Consider the following 21,963-nt stretch of genomic DNA (forward strand, 5'->3'; position numbering starts at 1 on the left):
CTACCTGCAAGCCCCTGCACAGCGAATCTACATCAGACACACAACACAGGAGACATCACCATGAAACTGACAAGCCGAAGCCTGACCGATGGCCAGCCGGTGCCAGCACAGTACGCATTCGCCGTACCCGATGCCAAAAACCATGTCGCCCTGTCCTACAACCGCAACCCGGAACTGAGCTGGTCCGACGCTCCCGAAGGCACCCGTTCATTTGTGGTTATCTGCCACGACCCGGACGTGCCGTCCGTTGGTGACGATGTGAATCAGGAAGGGAAAACCGTTCCAGCCGACCTGCCCAGAGTCGATTTTTATCATTGGCTGCTGTGGAATATCCCAGCTTCAGTGCATTCCATTGCCAAAGCCAGCCACAGCAACGGCGTCACCGCCAAAGGCAAACCGGGACCGGACGCCGCCAATCAATGGCAGCACGGTCTGAACGATTACACCGGCTGGTTTTCTGGCGATGCCGACATGGGTGGCGAATACTACGGTTACGACGGCCCTTGCCCGCCGTGGAACGACAGCATTGTGCACCGCTACATTTTCACTGTGTATGCGCTGGATGTGGAATCCCTGCCATTGGGCGCAGGCGTAACGGGCGCCCAACTGCGTGAAGCCATCGCAGAGCATGTGCTGGGTGAGGCGTCTATCGCCACTACTTACACACTCAACCCCGAGTTGCTTTGACCGTTTTTGAATGTCATTTGCATACGGCTAAAGACGCCTAGCCGGGGTATTAAACCCCGGCTTTATCATCAAAAGGCATCCGGGCAGCGGGGCTCCCCAACAACGGTACAGTTTTCCGCTGCAACCGGCTCTCCCCACTGTCGCTCCAGCGGCATCGTGCCCGCAAAAACCGGCCAGTCCAGATCATCCTTGTCGTCCAACGGATCACCCGTTCGCACCTTGGCCGATGCGTTATCAATGCGAATTCGCATCACTGCGGTAGCGTTCACTTCATTAGCCGTCATCGGTCGCAAGCTATCCCAACGCCCCGGACTGATTTTATCGACCATCAGTTGCAGATGGCGGGCCTTTTCCGACATTTCCTCCACCAGCTCAGGCACACCAAATAAAGTCACCGAGCGGTAGTTAATGGAGTGATTAAACGCACAACGTGCCAGCACCAGTCCGTCCAGCGCACAAACGTTGATGCACACTGACTCCGCAGCCGTACCACTGGCGTTACGTGCCTTGCTGTGTCCATGCCAGTACAGGTATTCGCCCTCCCGCCAATGACAGTTGGGTGTTACAAACACCTGCCCTTCCTTTTGCTGGGCAATGTGGCACACCAGGGTTGAATCCAGAATGTCGTTAACCGTCTGACGGTCGTACAGCGCCCGCTTTGGCCCCCGCTTGACGGTAGATTGTGGGGATTTAAGGCTCTCGGGGGTCCGTTCGCTTTGCGGTTGCATGGTGCAGCTCCATTAATTACTTCTGTTTTGTTCAACATACTCATCAATGAAGTTATTCTTTCGGTATCTGGACTTTCTACAAATATCCAGTTTTTAAATTTATAACCAGTCCAGATAATTACCCCAGAAAAGAAATACCGGATACGGAGAATCGTTGATGGCGTACACGCCCGAGCAAGCATCTGAGCAAACATCAAACCGACCTCCGCCATCCGAGCATAACTTTGCCGGCCTGACACTCAGTCTTGATTCCGACAGCAGCCTTGCTGGCTACGCGCAGCTGGTTGAGCAAATCCAACACGCCATTCATAGCCAGCAGGTGCCAGAAGGCACACGACTGCCGTCCAGTCGGGCACTGGCACAGCAGCTGGGAGTTTCCCGCAGCATGGCTGTACAGGCTTACGACGAGCTGATCAGTCAGGGCTATTTGGTCAGCAAACCCAAACGCGGAATTGAAGTAGCCGTCGACTTGCAGTCTGCGACTTTCAAGCAAGCACCATCGTCGACAAGCTCAACTGATCACGGCCGGTCGTCACATAAGCCGTCAAATCCGAAACGGCAACAACCAGTACAACCGCCCCCTCAGATGCTGGATTCCGGTGCTGATACTCGCGCATTTCCGAACAAACAGTGGGCCGCCGCCATGCGTAAAAGCTGGCTGTCGCCGGATAGCCGCATTCTGGAAGGTCGATACCACGCAGGCTTTCCACCACTGCGTCGTGCCATTGCCGACTATTTGCGCCAGGTCCGTCGACTGGAGGTCAATCCCGCACAGGTATTCATCACCTCCGGCAACCGGGACAGTCTGAGCTTGTTGCAGCATTGCATCGAGGCTTACTCGAATCAGACTGCCACGCAACAGCCTGCTCTCCCCCATCTGCACAAAACACCAGATGCTATATCAGAACCTACCCGCTGGTTTGTAGAGGACCCAACCTTTCCGCCCATTCGCTCGGCACTGGCGCAACAACAGCCCGGAACCCTGAGAGTCTTTTCCGAGGACGAGATCCATGCGCTGGGGCCGGATTATGGAAGCCGTAGCAACGGCGAAGCGGGATTTACGGACTATGGTAATGGCACAGAAATTCCGGCGGGTAAGCATTGGGCCGCGGTGGTAACACCCAATCGGCATTACCCATTGGGTGTCAGTTGGCGCTCTGAACTTCGACAAAAATGGCTGCAAACCGCCGTAGACAACCATGGCTGGATTCTGGAAGACGACTACGACACGGAGTTTGTGTTTCAGGGCAAGCCTGGCTTACCGCTGATGCAAACCGCCATGCTACGGGCCGATACGGCTGAACGGGTTTGTCTGCTGGGCAGTTTTTCGAAGATCCTGTTTCGCGGGCTGCGCATCGGTTATCTGGTAGTGCCGCAAGCCATGACCGAACACATGCTTAACACCCAGCGTGCGTTAGGGCTTTCAGCCTCACTGATAGCTCAGCCAGCCATTGCTGAGTTTATCGAGTCCGGCCAGCTGGCTCGCCACCTCAACCGCATGCGCCGCCACTACCGTGATAAACGGGATCAAACCCACCAGCTGTTACAGCAGCAATTGTCTGAGTTCTGTGACTGGCAGCTGCCCAACGCTGGCATGCATTTTCTTCTGCGCCTTAAACAGCCGTTAATTGAAGGCTTTGATGAGAGCGCAGACACTAAACGGGCACACCGACTGGACACACAACTGGCAGAAGCCCTGGCATCGGAAGGTTTGCGACTGATGCTACTGGCCGACCACTTCGCCCAGCCACAACAGGTGCCCCCGCACCAGCAGGGGTTTCTGGTTGGCTTTACGGCCCAGCCGATAGAAACAACCGCCCATTGGATTGAACGAATAGCCGTAGCATTGAAAAAACTGACGAATCAGGAATAAGGGTGCTAACCCGCTCCCGCCACTGACCAGCCATTCACACCCAACAAAAACGCCAAAAAATGCCCGCACCGGCGGGCACTCAGGCTTCTTCTGCGTTAAATCTTGTAGATCAATGTTCAGGCAACCGGATCGCTTTGAAGATTTCCGCTACTTCTGCACGGTTGGAACAGGCCGATGCCTCTTCGATAACGGCTTTGGTCAAATGCGGCGCAAATTCGGCGATGAAGTCGTACATATAACCCCTCAAGAAAGTCCCCTTGCGAAAGCCAATACGCGTTACGCTCGGCGCAAACAAATGGCTGCCATCAATGGCTACGAGATCGGAATCGGCTTCTTCATCAACCGCCATACTGGCGACAATGCCGACCCCAACGCCCAGGCGTACGTAGGTTTTGATGACATCGGCATCTGCTGCGGTAAAGGCAACTCGTGGCGTCAGTCCGCGGCTCTTGAATGCATCATCCAGCTTACTACGGCCGGTAAAACCAAACACGTAGGTAACCAGCGGATACGCAGCCACCTGCTCCAGTGATGGCCGTTTGAATTGCGCCAGCGGATGATTACGCGGCACCAGAATGCTGCGATTCCAGCGGTAGCACGGCATCATGATCAGATCATTAAAGGACTCCATTCCTTCGGTTGCGATGGCAAAGTCCACCGAACCGTTAGCAGCCATTTCTGCGATCTGGCCCGGAGTACCCTGATTCATATGCAAGCTGACGTCTGGGTATTTGCTCATAAAGCGCTGAATCACGCTCGGCAAGGCATAACGAGCCTGGGTGTGCGTCGTGGCAATGGTCAGCGAGCCTTTGGATTCATCGCTGAACTCCTGCGCGACCTGTTTAATGCTGTCCACCTTACGAAGGATTTCACCGGCAATTTTCAGGATGGCCTCACCGGCGGGTGTCACACGGGTCAGGTGCTTGCCGCTGCGGGCAAAAATCTCAACACCAAGCTCGTCCTCCAGCAAGCGGATTTGCTTACTGATACCGGGCTGTGAGGTATAGAGCACCTGCGCGGTGGCAGATACATTCAGATCGTGGTGCGCCACTTCCCAAATGTACTTGAGCTGCTGAAGCTTCATGTTCCCTCCGGCTTAGCATTGGGTCAGTTATGGTTATAAAAATATAAGTAAATATTCTTTTTAAGTATAGATAACACCAACTAGAGTACTGCCGCAATACCCTCCAGCTTTTTGGCAGTTTTTTACCTACTTATGGACATTTTGCTCTATATCCTCGCAGGCGCAGGCGTCGGCTTTGTTGTTGGCCTGACAGGCATTGGCGGCGGCGCTCTGATGACCCCGCTGCTGTTGCTGTTTGGTTTTCCTGCTCATACTGCCATCGGCACCGACCTGATGTATGCGGCACTGACCAAAGCCTCTGGCGCCATCACCCACCATCGTCAGGGTCACGTCGACTGGTCCATTCTGCGTCGACTGGCGCTGGGCAGTATAAGTGCCGCTCTGGTCACGGGTCTCGTACTGGATCTCTATTTTGACGACGCTGACCAATATGGCCACATATTAACCAATGTTCTTGGAGCAATGCTGCTAATTACAGCTTGTTCTATTGTGCTGCGCGGACAAATTCAACGTTGGTCGGGCAAATTGCTGGGCGGCCACCCGAACAGCATTGCGGTTTTGACTGTACTATCGGGTGTTCTGCTGGGCGTTCTGGTGACCTTGTCGTCCGTTGGTGCCGGTGCCATTGGTACCGCCATTTTGATGGTGCTGTACCCGGCATTGCGTTCCACCCATGTGGTGGGAACCGACATCGCCCACGCAGTTCCACTGACGTTGGCAGCCGGATTTATTCATATCTATCTGGGCAATGTGGACTTTATGCTGCTGGGCGCACTGCTGATTGGCTCTATTCCCGCCATTCAGGTATCCAGCCGTTTGGCCAAGCACATTCCGGATAACGTACTGCGCAGCCTGCTGGCCACCATGTTGTTTGGCCTTGGCCTCAAATACGCGCTGTTCTGATCCGCCTCGGGGCTCCATTCCAGAGCCCTAGCTCCAAACCCTACCCCAAAACCCTGGCCCTAGCCCCACAGGTCGCCGGTAACGCCGGCGCTGTTTTCTCCCGGCCATTCAACCTCCTGCTGACACCACTGCTGCATGGCCCAGCGGTGGAACTCCGGCACATCCCGATTACCCGCGGTGTGCCAGAAGACGTACGGCGTTTTCCCTTCCAGCAGCCACTGGTGCAACTTGCGGAACCACTGATCCAGATAGGTGCGATTGCGTTCAAACTGTCTGAAACCAATAAACCGCACAATCGGATTGGGACCGGAAGCCACAGCATGCACGGGCATTCGCGGCTTTTTACGCTGGGCATCCAGCAGCTCTTCGTCATCACCCTGCTCCGCCATGATGCCACGGGTATCAAAAATCACTCGATCCATCTGACGACTGTGCAGTTCTCGCAACAGCGTGGCTTCGTTCGGTGATTTGTCGAAGAACGATAAATGACGGCACTCCAGCGCCAGCTGCAACGGCACACCATTGGAGTACTGCCCGGATGCCAAGGCGTCCATTGTTGCCAGAATTTCGCCCATAGCACGAGCCTCAACCGAGGCGGGCAATTGCAGCATCAAGACGCCCAGTTTGTTTGCGTCGCGACCCACCAGTGCATCAAGAAATGCACCGAACTCCCGGCCCGACTGCCCTTGCAGGGCCATCTGCATGCTGCGGCCATGGCTGATATCACGCGGCACTTTGAAGCAAAAACGGAAGTCATCGCCAACTTGATCCAGCCACTGCGTCACACGCTCCTTACCTGGCAAGGCATAAAACGTGGTGTTGCCTTCAACCGAACCAAATACCTGACTGTATTGCGAAAGGGCGCTACTGCTTGTTTGTTCCAATGTCATCAATTTGCCACGCCATTCTGGCAAGAACCACATAGGCAGCCCCATTCGCAGACTATGCTGTAAAGAAGGCGGTAATAACGGCGATTGAGGGAATGAATGTGTTTTTTCAGTTGTATTTGTCATAATCAGCCAAATTATAACTATCCGTAATTCTCGAATGCGTTTTTGGCATGTAAAGTTCGAATGTTTCTGGCTACACAATCAATGATTGCCAGCAACATGCCACAAAGGCCGAGTTTACGAAAAGTACGTAAAGAAAGGGACTCAGTCATCTGTCCCGCTGCCCAATGACCAACCGTCATGCAGTATGAATTAGCGCCGATGTTCAGGGCGACCTTCAAACAGGGTCGACTCAACACCGCCACAGAGCGGCACGGCAACCTTTAGAGAGTCAACAAATCAGGATCGTTATGTCAGACAATCGCGTCGATGACTTGAATATTGAGTCGATCAACCCACTGATCACCCCAGCAAAACTGAAGTCCGAGATGCCAATCTCCGACACCGCCGTCGCCAGTGTACGCGAAGGCCGCCAGGTGATCCGTGACATTCTGGACCGCAAGGACAAGCGTGTTTTTGTGGTTATTGGCCCATGCTCCATCCACGATGTAGAAGCCGCCAAAGACTATGCCCAACGTCTGAAGACACTGGCCGAAAAAGTATCTGACACCCTGTATCTGGTGATGCGTGTTTACTTCGAAAAACCACGTACCACCGTGGGCTGGAAAGGCCTGATCAACGACCCATACATGAACGACACCTTCAAGATTGAAGACGGTCTGCACATTGGTCGTAAACTGCTGCTGGATCTGGCCGAAATGGGCCTGCCATTGTCTACCGAGGCACTGGATCCTATTTCCCCACAGTACATGCAGGATCTGATTTCCTGGTCGGCCATTGGTGCACGTACCACCGAATCCCAAACTCACCGTGAAATGGCCTCTGGCCTGTCCTGTGCGGTAGGTTTCAAGAACGGTACCGATGGCAGCCTGACCGTGGCTACCAACGCCTTGCAGTCTGTGGCCAACCCGCACCGCTTCCTGGGTATTAACGAAGATGGCGCTGTATCCATCGTTCGTACCAAGGGCAACCACTACGGTCACGTTGTGCTGCGTGGTGGTGGCGGCAAGCCAAACTACGACTCCGTCAACGTCGGTTTGGCCGAGCAGGCGCTGGAAAAGGCCGGTTTGATCAAGAACATCATGATCGACTGCTCCCACGAAAACTCCAGCAAGAACCCGGCCTTGCAGCCAGCGGTGCTCGACAACGTGACCTCCCAGATTCTGGAAGGCAACCAGTCCATTGTTGGTCTGATGGTTGAATCCAACCTCAAGCACGGCCGCCAGAACATTCCAGCCAACCTGAATGATCTGGAATACGGCCTGTCGGTCACCGATGGCTGCATCAGCTGGGACGAGACCGAAGAAGCCCTGCTGACCATGCACGAAAAACTGAAAGACGTACTGCCAACCCGCGCAGGCTAACGTCAGTTTCAGCAGTAAAAACGGCTCCGGCAGTAATGCCCGAGCCGTTTTTTATGCCTGACGGCAGAGCCTGTTATCTGCATCATTCACCTCCACCACAAACCTCGCTCCACCACAAACCTCGCCCAGCCAAAAACCACACCCCAGGCACACAGTGGCCATAGCAGCACTGACAAGTTAGCCACTTCGCCGTATGATCTCGCGCTTGCACAAAATTCCGCTGGAGCACGTTTGATGTCTGAATCCCCTATCCGTCTGACCGAGTATTCCCACGGTGCTGGTTGTGGCTGCAAAATTTCTCCCAAGGTATTGGATAAGATTCTGGTATCCCAGCTGAACCTGCCGGATTCGCCCAACCTGCTGGTTGGCAACAGCTCCAAGGACGATGCCGCCGCCTACGACATTGGCAACGATCAGGTGGTCCTGAGCACCACCGACTTCTTCATGCCGATTGTTGACGACCCGTTTGATTTTGGACGTATCGCCGCCACCAACGCCATCAGTGATATCTACGCCATGGGTGGCAAACCGCTGATGGCGATCGCCATTTTGGGCTGGCCAATCGACAAGCTGGCCCCGGAAGTAGCCCAGCAAGTGGTTGACGGTGGCCGTCAGGCCTGTGCCGATGCGGGTATTCCGCTGGCGGGTGGGCATTCAATTGATGCACCGGAACCTATCTTTGGCCTCGCCGTCACCGGCCTGACCACAAAATCCGCGCTGAAACAGAATAATCAGGCCCAGGCAGGCGACCTGCTGTATCTGACCAAACCGCTCGGTATTGGCATTCTGACCACCGCCCAGAAGAAGAAAATTCTCAAGCCCGAGCATACCCATCTGGCCCGCGACATCATGTGCCAGATGAACAAGGTGGGTGCGCAAGCTTCCAAACTGGAAGGCGTTAACGCCATCACCGATGTGACCGGTTTTGGCCTGATGGGCCATTTGCTGGAAGTGTGTGAAGGCAGTGACGTTAACGCCAACGTCACGCTGGCCAATGTGCCTGTGATCCCGGAAGCGGCCGAGTACCTTGCTCAGGGTGCAATTCCTGGTGGTACCCTGCGCAATCAGGACAGCTATGGCCACAAGCTGGCTGAGATGCCACAGGATGTTAAAAACCTGCTGTGTGACCCGCAAACCTCTGGCGGCTTGTTGATTGCCGTCAACCCTGCTCAGGCTGCTGCGCTCGAATCTTTACTGGCAGACGCAGGTATTCACAGCTCGGTCATAGGCCAACTGGTCGAACGCACGGACAGCAGCGCTCCGTTTGTGTCGGTCACGGGAGATTGCTAATGAGCGACCAGGTTGCGCGTCCGGATACCAACGATTTTCTGAATATCTTTCTTAACGATATTCCGATGATCGACACCCGGGCGCCGGTTGAATTCAAAAAAGGCGCCTTCCCTAGCAGTGTCAGCCTGCCGCTGATGACCGATCAGGAGCGCGCCAAAGTTGGCACCTGCTACAAAAAATTTGGTCAGGACGAGGCTATCAAGCTGGGCCACCAGCTGGTCAAAGGCGAGGTAAAGGAAGAGCGACTTAACAAGTGGCTGCAATTTACCGAACAAAACCCGCAAGGCTATTTGTACTGCTGGCGGGGAGGTTTACGCAGCCAGACGGTACAGCGTTGGATCAACGAAGCCGGTGTCGATTACCCACGAATCACCGGCGGCTACAAGGCCATGCGGACCTGGATTCTGGGCGAATTTGAACGTCAGTGTCGCGATATGCCCAAGGTCGTGCTGGCTGGCAAAACCGGCTGCAACAAAACCGGCTTGTTGAACTCACTGGCCAACAGCATTGATCTGGAAGGTCTGGCCAACCACTTTGGTTCCGCCTTTGGTAAACGCCCGGACGGCCAGCCAAGTCAGCTGGATTTCGAAAACGCCCTCGCCGTTGCCATGTTGAAAGCAGAACACAGCGATGCCAGCAAACAAGGCCTGCGCACGGTATTTGAAGACGAAAGCATGCTGATTGGCCGCTGTGCCCTGCCGCCGGCATTCCGGGAATCGCTTAACCAAAGCCCGGTGGTTCTGCTGGAAACTTCGCTGGAAGAACGCATTGAGCACAGTTTCAACAACTACATCCTGTCGAAGCTGCAAGATTGGCAAGACCAGGTCGGTGAAGACGACGCCTTTGCACGTTTTAGCCACGACCTGATAGATTCACTGCAACGCGTCAGCAAACGCCTTGGCGGTGTCCGCTACAAGCAACTGTCCGAACAACTCGACAGCGCCCTGCAGGCGCATAGAAACGGTGATTCAGAACAGCACAAAGGCTGGATTGCCGCACTGCTGAACGACTATTACGACCCCATGTATGAATACCAGCTTCAGAAAAAGCTCGACCGGGTGGTGTTCAAAGGCAATCGTGAGGAAGTTTCCGCGTTTCTGGCCGCCATGCGCTGAGCCAAACAACGGATGCTGGACCGCCAACCGGGCAGTCCAGCATCAGGCCAGTCACAGATTACTTATTCAAGTCTTTCCGCAACTGCTTGGCAAACCCTTCAGCCAGTGGAATCAAAAACACATCGGCGTCTTCAACACGGTCCGTCGCTATACCCAGAACATAGTCAGTGCCAACAGTAAAACTCTTGCTGGAGCTGTAACGCACCGACTGATCCCAAAACAGGCGGTCCTCATCCAGGTATCCGTGAATATCCACCGTCATGGCAGGCTCAACCTTGTAGGTTTCGGAACGGGTGCCCAGGCCAAACCCCATGGATGTGGTTTCCATGTACGGATAATCGACACTGGCGTGCAAGGTCAGGTAATCATGACTGTACTCCGGGTACTCCCAGGTGATGTTAATCAGCTCGTTCTGGTCACCATGCTGCATGGTCACACTGATAGCCTCTTCCTTGACCAAAGGAATACCCGCTGCGTTGCGCACCCCATCAAACATGATTTGCTCAAACTGAGTCAGCTGTTCAATCAAGCGTGCCGTTTCTTGCTCGTCCATGGCATCTTCGATGGCCTGTACCACTCGCTGAATCTCGCCCAGCTTGGCAAGTAGGCTCTTGTCTTCATCGTTCGCCCCCGTCAGCGGTTGTAAATCCACAACGATGCGCTGCAAGTGCACGTCGCCAGAGTAATTGTGCGTCAACTGCTGACTGGCACAGCCCACCAGCAAGAGCGGCAGTAACCAAATGAATTTCATGATCCCGATTCCTGTTGTATGTCTTTGTCGGACGATTCTCCAACGTCAAGCCCTAAAGCACCAGAGAGAAGGCAGTTTATTGCAGCAAATGGCCGATTCGTGAAACACCTCACAGATCGTTTGATTGTCTGACCATCCTACGAAAAGGTCTGATCTGGATCACAGTTTCACAGTGACATCGTCCCTATTCTGAACGCTCCTTCATTTTCACAAGGAATAGATAATGAGACTGCCTGCATTGCACAAAGGCATCAGCCGCACCCTGGCGATCACCGCCGCGCTGATGATCGCCCCACTGGCGAGCGCCGCCACGGATCTGGACGACACCACGGCGTATCCGGGTGCCCCGACCTTTCCAACCGACTACCTGTGGATTGATGCTGACGAGCTGAACAGCCTGCCAACGTCTGGTACCGCCTGGGAAAACATGCTGGAAGCGGCGGAAGAAAAAACCCGCGGTGGTAACCTGGCCGACCAGGATGACCAGACCAACACCAACGTTCTGGCCAAGGCGCTGATTTATGCCCGCACCGGCGACGAGGACATTCGCAAGGACGTGATCAAGTCGGTCATGAACATTCGCGGCAGCGAAGATAACGAAGACGGCACCACGCTAGCACTGGGTAAGGAATTGATTGCCTATGTACTGGCCGCCGATCTGGTGAAACTGCCAGAAAAGAAAGACGCCAGGTTCAAAGCCTGGCTGGAAGAAGTAATGGTGAAAGAATACCCATCCGGCAAGACTCTGGTATCGACCCATGAAGTGCGTCCGAACAACTGGGGCACTTTTGCTGGCGCCAGCCGCCTGGCTGCTGCGGCCTACCTGCAAGACGAAGCCGAAGTGGCTCGCGCTGCGAAAATTTTCAAGGCCTGGCTTGGCGACCGCGACCTTTACAGCGACTTCAAATTCAAGGAAGTCGACTGGTGGCAGTACGAACCGGACTACCCGGTAGCCATTAACCCGGTAGGTGCCACCAAGGAAGGCCACAGCATCGATGGCGCACTGCCGGATGACATGCGCCGCGGTGGCGAATTCAGCTGGCCCCCACCAAAGGAAAACTACGTTTACTCCGCCCTGCAAGGCGCCGTTGCACAAGCAGTACTGCTGGACCGTCTGGGTTACGACGTATGGAACTGGGAAGACCAGGCATTGCTGAGGGCCTTTACCTGGCTGAACGAAGTCGCCGACTACCCGGCCGAAGGTGACGACACCTGGCAGCCATACATCATCAACAAGGTTTACGGCACCGATTTCGAAACCACGTCACCAACCAAACCGGGTAAAAACGTTGGTTGGGCCGACTGGACACACCCGGGCGAAGAAGACGCTGACGTCGAAATTCCTGCCGAGTGCATGGTCTACTTCGAGTGATCCCAACCACTCCGGGGTGTTCGACTGAACCCCCGGAAGAACTAAGGACCCTCTGAATAACTCTGCACAGCTCTCGGCTCTGGCTTCCTGCTTCGCCCTACCTCCTGCATCCATGCAGTCGTGCGCGAGTCCTGCTGGTTGTCAGAACAAGGCGGCGAATGCAGCGGAATGGCTGGCCCTTTCCAAATTCGCCAACGCCGTTATGGCGGGCTGCAGGCCGCGCCCGTCGGGGATGGCAGGGCATTGCTGACTCTGTGTCGCTGATTTTTGACTTGACCCGCCAGGCCTGCAAATCAGCTTCGTGATTCAGCGTCGCCCTGTCATCCAGAGCGGGCACTGAGTTATTCAGAGGGTCCCTAATGGCCAGCGCCAGCATTTGTTGGCGCTGGCTGTTTTGATTTATGGCCCGATTAATTTCAAACAGGGCTCAAACCAAGTCATGCTTCGAAAGACAAGCATTTGGCCCGCTAATTTCATATACTCCGCGCTCCAATTTTACGCGCCCTATTGAACGGCGTGATCACATCCATCCCTGTGAGGAAGCCCGGAGATGACCCTCTTCAAACGTCTGGTAGCGTCTGCTGCCCTGATGGCCGCCGCGGCGGTTGCCCAAGCTGAAACTTTTGTATTTACCGCCATTCCGGATCAGGACGAAAGCCGCCTGATGGAACGTTTTGGCAAGGTCGCCAACTACCTGTCTGATGAGCTGGGCGTTGAAGTAAAGTACATTCCGGTTAAATCCTACGCTGCCGCTATTACGGCCTTCCGCAACAACCAGGTACAACTGGCGTGGTTTGGTGGTTTGTCCGGTGTTCAGGCACGTCGTCTGGTGGACGGTTCTGAAGCTCTGGCCCAGGGTTACGAAGACCAGTTCTTCAAGTCTTACATCATCGCCAATACCGACACTGGCATTGAACAAACCGACGATCTGGCATCATTGCAAAAGCAATTCGAAGGCAAAACCTTCACCTTCGGTTCCAAAGGCTCTACCTCTGGCCGCCTGATGCCGGAATTCTACCTGCGTGAAACCTTCAACGAAGCCCCAGACGAACTGTTCAGCCGCGTTGGTTTCTCCGGCGACCACTCCCGTACCGTGACTCAGGTTGAATCCGGTGCCTACCAGATTGGTGCTGTAAACTTCAGCGTTTGGGACACCATGGTTGCCAGCGGTCGCGTCGATACTGACAAGGTTCGCGTCGTTTGGACCACGCCAACCTACCCGGACTATCAATGGACCATTCGCGGTGATGTGAACGACCATTTTGGTAAAGGCTTCAAAGCCAAGGTAACTGAAGCACTGCTGAACATGAAAGACGAAGACCTGCTGGGCAGCTTCCCACGCAAGAGCTTTGTGCCAGCCAGCAACGCCGACTACCAACCAATTGAAGACACCGCCAAGGCCATTGGCCTGATCGACTGATACGCTGACGGCACAGGGCACCAACACCGTGAGCTTGTATCAACTGCAAGACCTGACGCTGGGATATGCGGGACAACCGGTATTGCAAAACCTGTCGCTGACCATTGAGTCGGGCGAAAAGGTGGCACTGGTTGGCCCGTCCGGCGCGGGCAAGTCGACCTTGTTGAACCATTTGTATGGCATCAACCCGGATGGGGCCGCCCTGTGCCCTCAGTCTGACGGCTTGGTCGATGTACTCAGCAGCTATCACAACATCTATATGGGCGGTTTACACCGTCACGGCCGTTTGGCGTCGTTGTGGAATCTGATCAAACCGCTGCAGCACGCCAAAGCTGATGTATCGACGCTGGCGGAGCGACTAGGCCTCAGCGACCAGTTATGGAAATCCGTTGATCGTTTATCCGGCGGTCAGCGCCAGCGAGTGGCTTTGGGGCGGGCCTTGTATCGTCAGCAGTCCATTCTGTTTGGCGACGAGCCGGTGTCTGCCCTTGATCCACAACAAGCCCACGACTTGCTGAAGTGGGTTCTGGAGCGTCATCAGACAGCGGTGGTGTGCATGCACAACCCGCAGCTCACCAGCGCCTTGTTTGACCGCGTTGTGGCTCTCAAAAGTGGCCAGTTGGTTTACGATGGTCCGGCCCGGTCTCTCACTGAACAGGATTACCAAACCCTGTACAGCGACTCGCCTGCTCTCGTCGTCAGCGCATCAAGTAACACGGCAACTCACGTATCGAATAACCCATCAGGCTCTCTGCCGCTCAGCTGTGTCAGCCCCGGCAAACCGGCGGACTGAGTCATGTCGGAATCACTCCCAATCGACACCCGTTACTTTCGTTCAGCCTCCAGCGCCAGACGTCTGACCGCCATTATTGCGTTATTGGCCATCGCCGCTGCCATGGCATTGCCCTTTGCCGATATTGAGGTCCACGCCACTTCCCCCTGGCAGGAACTGGGTCGTATTGGCCTCGGAATGATCACACCGCAGGTGGAAGACATCCGCAGTTTGTTGTCTGCCTTGATGCACACCGTTGCCTTTGCTTTGTTGGCCGTTGTTATCGCAGCCCCATTAGGACTGCTCACCGCACTGCTGTTTCATTGGTGGCCAGTACGAGCTTTCTGTGCCGTCATTCGCTCGGTTCATGAAATTTTCTGGGCACTGATATTCATGCAGGTGTGGGGCTTAAGCCCAACCACCGGACTGCTGGCCATTCTGGTGCCCTATACCGGCGTCTTTGCCAAGGTGTTTGCAGAAACCCTGGCATTGCAGAGCGACACGCCGGAACGCAGCCTGCCACAGGCACCTCGCCTGATCCGCTGGGTCTATACCCGTATCCCACAGGCCTGGCCAGCACTAAGCCAGTACACCCGCTATCGATTTGAATGTGCGTTGCGCTCCAGCGCAATTCTGGGGTTTATCGGCTTGCCCACTCTCGGGTTCCATCTTGAAACTGCTTTCAAACAGGGCCAATACAGCGAAGCCGCCGCTCTGCTCTGGAGCTTTATGCTGCTGATAGCGACCATTCGCTATTGGCTACGGCCTCGCGCGTTGCCCTTGTATATCATCGGAGCACTGTTCGCTTTGCCCGACACCGTTGGCTTCACTAACAGCGGCTATTTGTGGCAATTCATCAGCTCGGATATCTGGCCTGCGCCACTTCGACAAGGAGACTGGGCCGGTACGATCAACTGGTATTGGCAAATGCTGTCAGGACAAGCATGGCAAGGTCTTTGGCAAACCCTACTGATTTCGCAACTGGCTCTGTTCCTGACGCTCCTGCTGGTGTTGCTGGTCTACCCGCTGGGTACCGCCAAACTGGCCCCAGCCGCTGTGCGCTGGCCTGGCAAACTGCTGCTTTTGCTGATGCGTTCGACGCCTGAAATGATTCTGGCGTACCTGTTTTTACTGCTATTTGGACCTTCCGGGCTGCCAGCGGTGTTGGCATTGGCCATTCATAATGGTGGCCTGATTGGTTTTCTGGTGTCTGGTAAAAGTCAGGCCGAGTATCTACGCGCCCAAACAATCTCGATTCAAGCAGCAACCATCGAATCACCATTGCTTCGCTATGCCTATCAGGAAACGCCGAACCAGTTGCCCGCCATGCTGGCGTGGCTGTTTTATCGCTGGGAAGTGATTCTGCGCGAGAGCGCAATTTTGGGAATTCTGGGGATTGCCACACTCGGCTTTTACATCGATTCCGGCTTTGAAGAGATTCGCTACGACCGGGCTTTCTTTCTGATTATGGTAGCCGCCAGCCTCAATATGCTGGTCGACGCATTGTCGCGCCGACTGCGCAAACTGGCTGAAGCGGGGCCTGCCGGGCGAGAAGCCTGAAGGGGACAACTATTTAATCCTGCACGACTCTGCGCGAGCGTTGCCGTTGTTCAGGGCAAGGCGACGAATGCAGCGGAATGACGAACCTGTCCGGCCGAGTCTTTCCAAGTTCGTCAACACCGCACTGGGCGACGGCAACCCGCGCCCTGCGGGGGCTGCCGGATGATCTCGACTCTGTGTCGCCGACTTTTGACTTGACCCGTCAGGCCTGCAAGTCGGCTTCGTGATTCGAACCCATCCGGCAGCCCAGAGTGAGCACCGGATTAAATAGATGTCCCCTGAAGTTGGCTTCGAGCCCAATCACTCTCTATCAAAAGCCCATCAAAAGCCCATCAAAAGCCCATCAAAAGCCCATCAAAAGCCCATCAAAAACCTGAAGACAGGATTACACGTTAAACGCCGTGGTCAGGTGCTTCAGGCCACTGGCCTGCTCCGACATCACCTTACAGGATGCCGCCGATTCCTCGGCCACGGCCGCAGTTGCCTGAATGTTGGTTTCGATGGTTTTCATGGCACTGGCCACTTCACCAATACTACTCGACTGATCACGGATGACATTGGCGATTCGCTCAACGCCCTGATTAACCTGATTGAATGATTCAACCACCCGTCGCAACACGTCGCCAGAGCCTTCGGCCACTTCGGTGCCGATAGCCACACGCTCGATGATTTCGTTAACCAGCTCTTTAATTTCCCGTGCAGCATCGGTTGAACGCCGGGCCAAAGTACGTACTTCGGCCGCCACCACCGCGAAGCCACGGCCCGACTCACCAGCACGAGCTGCTTCAACCGCAGCGTTCAATGCTAACAAATTGGTTTGAAAAGCAATGCCGTCGATGGCCTGAATGATGGAGCCAATCTTGTTGCTGGATTCACTGATGTCCTGCACCGAGCCAACCACTTTTTGCATGGTTGCCTGACCTTCCAGTGCCGCACTTTCTGTGGTCTTCGATACTCGTACAACCTGGCCCACCTCTTCAATGTTTTTCACACCGGCTTCGCGAATGTGCTCCAGTGATGCCATGGTTTGTTCCACCGCGGCGGCTTGCTGTTCGGTGCGATTGCTGATGTCTGAACTGCCCTGGTCCAGTTGCTGGGACGCCATCAGGACCTCACCAGAGGAGTCCTGAATCTGGCCAATCATACTGGTCAGGTTGGCAACCGTGGCATCAATGTCCGATCGCAGCGACGCAAAGTCACCCGGGAAATCCCCTTCCACCCGCATAGCCAGATTACCTTCCGCCAATTGCGACAGGCTGGCACTGATCAGATGATTGATTCGACGAATCTGGTCCAACGAGCTGTTGATGTTCACCTTCAAACGGTCCAGATCACCCCTCATGGTGGATTCCACCCGCGATGAAAGCTGGCCCTCTGCAACTTTCGACATCACACCAGCAATGTCCTGAATCGCGCTGTCGAGCTGCGCCATGGCGGCTTCAACGCTGTCGATGATGAGCCCATAACGCCCTGGCAGCTTACTGCCCGTCAACACCTGATCGGCATGAGAAAAATCGCCATCCGCCAAACAGCCCATCATGGATTCAATGGCTTTAAAGACGTCATTCAGCGCCACCAGCGTCTGGTTCACACCGGTTTTCAAACCTTGCAACTCACCCGGGAAATTCGCCTCGATGGGCTCGGTGACTTCACCAGCAGCGACTTTTTTCAGCGCCACGTCGGTTGAGCTAATCACACCGCGAATCGCCTGCTTGGCACGATTGGCATTGGTCACCGTGGCGCCAAACTCACCTTTCAGGGAGTCATCCGAGGTTTTCTCCAGCACCTCAAAATTGCCATCCGCCAACTCATTGGTAATGCAATTAATGTCTTTCATCGCCGCCGACACCGAATGGCTGGTGCTGTTGATCGATACCGCGAGATTTTTCAGATGACCGCGATAGCGTTCGGCCGACATGGTCTGAAATTCACCTTCAGCCAAGTGCTCGATCACATTAGTGCAGTCGCGAATGGATTCTTCCACCGACGCCATCAAACGATTGAAGTGCTCGGCCAGTGCGCCAATTTCGTCCTTGGTCGTCACCGGCGCCCGACGTGAAAAGTCGGAGCTTTCGGTAACGCCTTTGATGGCCTCCAGCATGGCAACAATCGGCGCAGTGATTACTGGCGGAAAATGACGCATCACCAGATAACAAACCACCAACCCCAATGCCAGCGTCAATAGCTGCTGGCCGCGTGCCATCCAGGAAATCAGGTCTGACGCCTCTGTGTTTTCATAGGCTTGCTTGATTACCGGGCCGGTAATTTCATCAAGAATCACCCGCACGCTTTCAAAACTCTTCAACCCAGAGCCAAAACTCAAAGCCATGGCAGCCTGACGATCGGCTTCATAACCGCTGCTGTAGAGGGTTTTAATTTGCTCGGCTTCGATCTTCCATTGATCAATCAAACGCAGGAACTCATCCCCCTGTGACTTGATTTCAGGAATTTCCATCAAGTCCCGGAACTGCACAATGCGGCTTTGCGCCTGATCGATATTTTCCAGGTAAAAACTGGCCATGTCGTTAAACGCCGCTGTTCCTGGCTCCATGGTTGCCAAACTGCGTTCCGCCATTTGCGCCTGGTACAAATCACGGTCAGCCTGCAAAACAAAGTCGAGGCCCGGTAAATCCTCGTAAGCCAACGTATGGGTATTGGACGATAACAAGGACACAAACAGAAAGCTGGCGGCAAAGCTGACAACCAGCACCACCGCGAGCACCATAAGGGGAAGCTGCAATTTTGATTCAAAGCTGCGGCCATCCAGCATTTGTTTGAGAGAGTCTGGCATCCTGTACTCCACGAATCCGACGTATAAATAGAGTGGTAACGGAACGTCACGCGGTTGCGACATTTGGACACCTGACCGCACCAAACACTACATTCGCGCCATTCACACAAAGAGCCTAGCCGATTTTTGGAGGATTGCTTTACATATCTAATAATAAGTTCGATTACCATCAAACGCGCCAACCGACTAAATCCCGTATTTTGACAGATTTACCAGGGACCCTCTGAACAACTCGGTGCCCGCTCTGGATGACAGGGCCAATCAGGACGCCAGAGCCGAGAGCTGTGCAGAGTTATTAAGAGGGCCCTAATAACCAGAGGTGATTATTGAACCTTTAGCCAGAATCTTAAGTTACATGATCGGATTGTCTTACAAATTGTTGTTGACGGAGTTATACAGACGTATACATTCATAGTTCACGGAAGACACAAGACCTGGTGCGGCATGCGGAACCTGAAACACACGCAAGATGGGGACACATTACGGGGCTCAGATATTGGCGAATCCAGTGGCTCCATGCCAGCCTTACAGGATCGCCGTTCAGACCACGGGCTGAGAACTGCCATTTCTGCCATCGAGCGGCACCTGATCCGCTTTGAGGGTATTGATCGCTTTCTATATTGCTGCATTGAACAGCTGATGGTTTTGCTTGACGCAGAAGTTGGCTATGCCTACCTCAGAACCGGCTACAACGCTGATCAGCGGCGTGTTAATAAAGAAGAATTAGAGGATGGCGATGCACTGGTTTATTGGGACTTCCGCATTTTCCTGCAAACCATCGACGGCAAGCCAACCGAGCTACCTAACACGTCCAACAGCACCTATATTCCCGAGTCTTTAACCACCCCCATGATTCTCGGCCACTGCCTTAATGAGCACGCGCCGTTTAACCATGAGATCCCGACCCCCAAAGACTGCCCGGAATTGCACAATTACAGTCTGGTGCCCATATGCGACCAGACCGGTCTATATGCCGTTCTACTTATCGGTAACGCTCGTTCAGATTGTTCAGCCAAGCTGGAAGGCCGTATCAAGCCCTTTATCAAAGCAGCATCAGCTGTGATGCGCTTCATCGACAGCTCCAAACGCAAAGGGCTTCCAGCACAAACCATCCAAGGCGAACGGGATTTTTTGCTGGATGTCGATGACCTGCTGAACAATACCTTTGACGGCTTGGTCATTATCAATGACGACAACCGTGTAGTGTTCTGCAACGCAGCTGCGGCCAACATGGTTGGCATTGGCCAGGACGTTATCAACGGCAGCAGCATTGAATTCTATCTACCCGCAGGTTCGCCACCACTGACTCGTGAACTCAGACCGAGAAAATCCACCCTGGATACCTGGCACGGCCTGACCCTGCAACATACCAACGGAACCCTCTCAAGTGTTGATGTGCGTTATTTCGATATTTACCGGGGGGCCGTATCGCTGCGGGTACTGGTGCTCAGGGGGGACGCAGACAATTCACTCAGCAAAGAAAGCAGCAGTGCCATTCACTACAGTTTCCGGGTGCTCACCAATGTAGCACCGGTTGGCATTATCCAGTTAAACCGGGACTGGGAATGTACCTATGTTAACGATACCTGGTGCGAATACTCCAAGCTCTCTCCTTCCGAATCGCTGGGTATAGGCTGGATAAACGCACTCCATGAAGTCGATCGTCAAACCGTGCTGGAGTCCGTCCGTTCAACGCTGATCAGTCAGGACAAATACGAAGGTGAATTTCGCCTGCAAACCCCCTATGGCTCCACCCTCTGGGTAAAAGCCAATGCCTGCAATCTGTATGCAGATACAGGCACCGTCAGCGGCTTGATTATGACCTGTAGTGATATCACTGATCACCTGAAAACCGAGCAGGCACTGCGTAACCTGGCAGAACGGGACCAGCTTACGGGCCTGACCAATCGCGCGTTTTTCAGCAACCGGATGGAGGAATCGCTGAAAAATATCCAGCGACTGGAAGATGTGTCGCTGATGTTTCTTGACCTTGATGACTTCAAGCACATCAACGACACCCTGGGCCATGATGCTGGCGACGAGCTGCTAAAAGCCGTGGCAACGCGGCTGCAAGAAAACCTTCGCAAAGTCGACACCATTGCCCGATTGGGTGGCGACGAATTTGTGGTACTGGTGTGCTCACTGACCAACCAGAACCATTTGCACCTGATCGCCGATAAAATCATCGAAATCTTCAAACAGCCGTTCAAAATACTCGAACGCAGCCTCTACATTACCTGTTCCATGGGGATCGCCAGCGCCAGTGGCCTGAGTACCAGCAGCACTCAATTAATGAAACAAGCCGACGTTGCGCTCTACAAGGCCAAAGCCGCCGGCCGCAACCAATACCGGTTTTACACCCGCGAGATGGACAAATACGCCGATTTGCATATCCATCTGCGCCAGTCATTAAAAGAAGTGGGCCGCAACGATTTCTCAGTGGTCTATCAACCACAAGTGGACATCCGCACGGGCCGCATTGTCGGCATGGAAGCCCTGACACGCTGGAACTGCGAGGCTGCCCCGCACATCGGCCCGGATATTTTCATGAAAATGATAGAGCAGTCCGGCTTGATTGAATACTTCTCCAGATGGCTGTTGGACAACGTGCTTGCCACTGCGGCTCGCCTGCAAAAATACCTGGGTAAAAACCTGCGTTTGTCGATGAACCTGTCTGGCCGTCAGTTTCACAATGAGTTTCTGGCCGATGAGCTGATTGGTGAATGCAAAAACCGTGGCATCGAGCCGTCAGTGCTTGAACTCGAAGTCACTGAAACAGCCCTGATCGATGACACCGAACTGGCCCAGAGAACCCTGGGACAGCTGCGCAGTGCCGGTTTTCACATTGCCCTGGATGACTTCGGCACCGGATATTCTTCGCTGGTTTACTTGCGCAAAATGCCCATCGACACGCTAAAAATCGACAGCTCGTTCATACAGGACGTCCTGGAAGATCAGGAAGATGCTCAAATCGTCGAGGCCATTCTGGCACTGGCAAAGACCCTGCGGCTCAACATTATTGCCGAAGGTGTCGAAGATACCCGTACCAGTCATTGGTTAAAGGTAAGAAATTGTTACATCCATCAAGGTTTCTTATATCATCGCCCCATGACAGAAGCCGAGCTGACCCAAAAGCTCAAGCACCAACACTCTTTACCCAATCTGGTATCGGATTCACATCCCGGTACCCAGTTGTCCATATTACAGGACGACCTGTGGGAACCTGGCCAGGAGGCTTGATTC

Annotated in this window: 16 protein-coding genes; 11 read left to right on the top strand and 5 right to left on the bottom strand. The window is 54.3% G+C overall.

Features of this window, described 5'->3' with window-relative positions; genetic code table 11:
- The first annotated feature begins 60 nt into the window (after positions 1–60).
- On the top strand, positions 61–687 hold the full coding sequence (locus ACXADJ_RS06760) for a YbhB/YbcL family Raf kinase inhibitor-like protein (RefSeq protein WP_475064232.1): 627 nt from the start codon (positions 61–63) through the stop codon (positions 685–687).
- A 68-nt stretch (positions 688–755) separates the two neighbouring features.
- Here the strand turns inward: ACXADJ_RS06760 and ACXADJ_RS06765 are convergent, their stop codons facing one another.
- Positions 756–1,415, bottom strand: a complete 660-nt coding sequence (locus tag ACXADJ_RS06765) for a pyridoxamine 5'-phosphate oxidase family protein (protein WP_475064233.1) — start codon at positions 1,413–1,415, stop codon at positions 756–758.
- A gap of 157 nt (positions 1,416–1,572) precedes the next feature.
- Here ACXADJ_RS06765 and ACXADJ_RS06770 point away from each other — a divergent pair, with 157 nt between their 5' ends.
- Positions 1,573–3,288, top strand: a complete 1,716-nt coding sequence (locus ACXADJ_RS06770; protein ID WP_475064234.1) for an aminotransferase-like domain-containing protein — start codon at positions 1,573–1,575, stop codon at positions 3,286–3,288.
- A gap of 109 nt (positions 3,289–3,397) precedes the next feature.
- On the opposite strand, the gene cysB is transcribed toward ACXADJ_RS06770, so the two are convergent.
- On the bottom strand, positions 3,398–4,372 hold the full coding sequence (gene cysB / locus ACXADJ_RS06775) for an HTH-type transcriptional regulator CysB (RefSeq protein ID WP_475064235.1): 975 nt from the start codon (positions 4,370–4,372) through the stop codon (positions 3,398–3,400).
- 132 nt (positions 4,373–4,504) lie between these two features.
- Here cysB and ACXADJ_RS06780 point away from each other — a divergent pair, with 132 nt between their 5' ends.
- Positions 4,505–5,275 carry a sulfite exporter TauE/SafE family protein gene (locus ACXADJ_RS06780; protein ID WP_475064236.1) on the top strand — a complete coding sequence of 257 codons (771 nt, stop codon included), beginning with the start codon at positions 4,505–4,507 and terminating at the stop codon, positions 5,273–5,275.
- A 59-nt stretch (positions 5,276–5,334) separates the two neighbouring features.
- On the opposite strand, the gene ACXADJ_RS06785 is transcribed toward ACXADJ_RS06780, so the two are convergent.
- On the bottom strand, positions 5,335–6,198 hold the full coding sequence (locus tag ACXADJ_RS06785; RefSeq protein ID WP_475064237.1) for a DUF72 domain-containing protein: 864 nt from the start codon (positions 6,196–6,198) through the stop codon (positions 5,335–5,337).
- Between the two features lie 377 nt (positions 6,199–6,575).
- On the opposite strand from ACXADJ_RS06785, the gene ACXADJ_RS06790 reads away from it, so the two are divergent.
- The 3 genes from ACXADJ_RS06790 (at position 6,576) to mnmH (ending at position 10,054) form a co-directional block, all read left to right on the top strand.
- On the top strand, positions 6,576–7,649 hold the full coding sequence (locus tag ACXADJ_RS06790; RefSeq protein WP_028292876.1) for a 3-deoxy-7-phosphoheptulonate synthase: 1,074 nt from the start codon (positions 6,576–6,578) through the stop codon (positions 7,647–7,649).
- Positions 7,650–7,883: 234 nt separating this feature from the next.
- The gene (selD, locus tag ACXADJ_RS06795; RefSeq protein WP_475064238.1) at positions 7,884–8,939 is read left to right on the top strand and encodes a selenide, water dikinase SelD; all 1,056 of its coding nucleotides are present in this window, start codon (positions 7,884–7,886) and stop codon (positions 8,937–8,939) included.
- Positions 8,939–10,054 (top strand): tRNA 2-selenouridine(34) synthase MnmH, encoded by a 1,116-nt coding sequence (mnmH, locus tag ACXADJ_RS06800; protein ID WP_475064239.1) that lies wholly within the window; start codon positions 8,939–8,941, stop codon positions 10,052–10,054. Before selD ends, mnmH begins: the two co-directional genes overlap by 1 nt.
- A gap of 58 nt (positions 10,055–10,112) precedes the next feature.
- Here the strand turns inward: mnmH and ACXADJ_RS06805 are convergent, their stop codons facing one another.
- The gene (locus ACXADJ_RS06805; protein WP_475064240.1) at positions 10,113–10,805 is read right to left on the bottom strand and encodes a hypothetical protein; all 693 of its coding nucleotides are present in this window, start codon (positions 10,803–10,805) and stop codon (positions 10,113–10,115) included.
- Between the two features lie 223 nt (positions 10,806–11,028).
- On the opposite strand from ACXADJ_RS06805, the gene ACXADJ_RS06810 reads away from it, so the two are divergent.
- The 4 genes from ACXADJ_RS06810 to ACXADJ_RS06825 all read left to right on the top strand — a co-directional run bounded on the left by ACXADJ_RS06810 (position 11,029) and on the right by ACXADJ_RS06825 (position 15,929).
- Positions 11,029–12,177, top strand: coding sequence for an alginate lyase family protein (locus tag ACXADJ_RS06810; protein WP_475064241.1), 1,149 nt, complete (start codon positions 11,029–11,031; stop codon positions 12,175–12,177).
- Between the two features lie 550 nt (positions 12,178–12,727).
- Positions 12,728–13,597, top strand: coding sequence for a putative selenate ABC transporter substrate-binding protein (locus ACXADJ_RS06815; protein ID WP_028292880.1), 870 nt, complete (start codon positions 12,728–12,730; stop codon positions 13,595–13,597).
- A gap of 28 nt (positions 13,598–13,625) precedes the next feature.
- Entirely contained in the window at positions 13,626–14,390 is a 765-nt protein-coding gene (locus ACXADJ_RS06820; protein WP_475064242.1) for an ATP-binding cassette domain-containing protein, read from the top strand.
- A gap of 3 nt (positions 14,391–14,393) precedes the next feature.
- The gene (locus ACXADJ_RS06825; protein ID WP_475064243.1) at positions 14,394–15,929 is read left to right on the top strand and encodes a PhnE/PtxC family ABC transporter permease; all 1,536 of its coding nucleotides are present in this window, start codon (positions 14,394–14,396) and stop codon (positions 15,927–15,929) included.
- Between the two features lie 385 nt (positions 15,930–16,314).
- Here the strand turns inward: ACXADJ_RS06825 and ACXADJ_RS06830 are convergent, their stop codons facing one another.
- Positions 16,315–18,720 carry a methyl-accepting chemotaxis protein gene (locus ACXADJ_RS06830; RefSeq protein ID WP_475064244.1) on the bottom strand — a complete coding sequence of 802 codons (2,406 nt, stop codon included), beginning with the start codon at positions 18,718–18,720 and terminating at the stop codon, positions 16,315–16,317.
- A 639-nt stretch (positions 18,721–19,359) separates the two neighbouring features.
- On the opposite strand from ACXADJ_RS06830, the gene ACXADJ_RS06835 reads away from it, so the two are divergent.
- Positions 19,360–21,960, top strand: a complete 2,601-nt coding sequence (locus tag ACXADJ_RS06835; protein WP_475064245.1) for a sensor domain-containing protein — start codon at positions 19,360–19,362, stop codon at positions 21,958–21,960.
- The last annotated feature ends 3 nt before the right edge of the window (positions 21,961–21,963 follow it).

This window comes from Oceanobacter sp. ABM4_470 (genome assembly GCF_056158645.1).

Excerpts from the sequence above, each read along its gene's own strand:
- ACXADJ_RS06760 (WP_475064232.1), top strand. The coding sequence starts at position 61 with ATGAAACTGACAAGCCGAAGCCTGACCGATGGCCAGCCGGTGCCAGCA.
- ACXADJ_RS06765 (WP_475064233.1), bottom strand. The coding sequence starts at position 1,415 with ATGCAACCGCAAAGCGAACGGACCCCCGAGAGCCTTAAATCCCCACAA.
- ACXADJ_RS06770 (WP_475064234.1), top strand. The coding sequence starts at position 1,573 with ATGGCGTACACGCCCGAGCAAGCATCTGAGCAAACATCAAACCGACCT.
- cysB (WP_475064235.1), bottom strand. The coding sequence starts at position 4,372 with ATGAAGCTTCAGCAGCTCAAGTACATTTGGGAAGTGGCGCACCACGAT.
- ACXADJ_RS06780 (WP_475064236.1), top strand. The coding sequence starts at position 4,505 with ATGGACATTTTGCTCTATATCCTCGCAGGCGCAGGCGTCGGCTTTGTT.
- ACXADJ_RS06785 (WP_475064237.1), bottom strand. The coding sequence starts at position 6,198 with ATGTGGTTCTTGCCAGAATGGCGTGGCAAATTGATGACATTGGAACAA.
- ACXADJ_RS06790 (WP_028292876.1), top strand. The coding sequence starts at position 6,576 with ATGTCAGACAATCGCGTCGATGACTTGAATATTGAGTCGATCAACCCA.
- selD (WP_475064238.1), top strand. The coding sequence starts at position 7,884 with ATGTCTGAATCCCCTATCCGTCTGACCGAGTATTCCCACGGTGCTGGT.
- mnmH (WP_475064239.1), top strand. The coding sequence starts at position 8,939 with ATGAGCGACCAGGTTGCGCGTCCGGATACCAACGATTTTCTGAATATC.
- ACXADJ_RS06805 (WP_475064240.1), bottom strand. The coding sequence starts at position 10,805 with ATGAAATTCATTTGGTTACTGCCGCTCTTGCTGGTGGGCTGTGCCAGT.
- ACXADJ_RS06810 (WP_475064241.1), top strand. The coding sequence starts at position 11,029 with ATGAGACTGCCTGCATTGCACAAAGGCATCAGCCGCACCCTGGCGATC.
- ACXADJ_RS06815 (WP_028292880.1), top strand. The coding sequence starts at position 12,728 with ATGACCCTCTTCAAACGTCTGGTAGCGTCTGCTGCCCTGATGGCCGCC.
- ACXADJ_RS06825 (WP_475064243.1), top strand. The coding sequence starts at position 14,394 with ATGTCGGAATCACTCCCAATCGACACCCGTTACTTTCGTTCAGCCTCC.
- ACXADJ_RS06830 (WP_475064244.1), bottom strand. The coding sequence starts at position 18,720 with ATGCCAGACTCTCTCAAACAAATGCTGGATGGCCGCAGCTTTGAATCA.
- ACXADJ_RS06835 (WP_475064245.1), top strand. The coding sequence starts at position 19,360 with ATGGTTTTGCTTGACGCAGAAGTTGGCTATGCCTACCTCAGAACCGGC.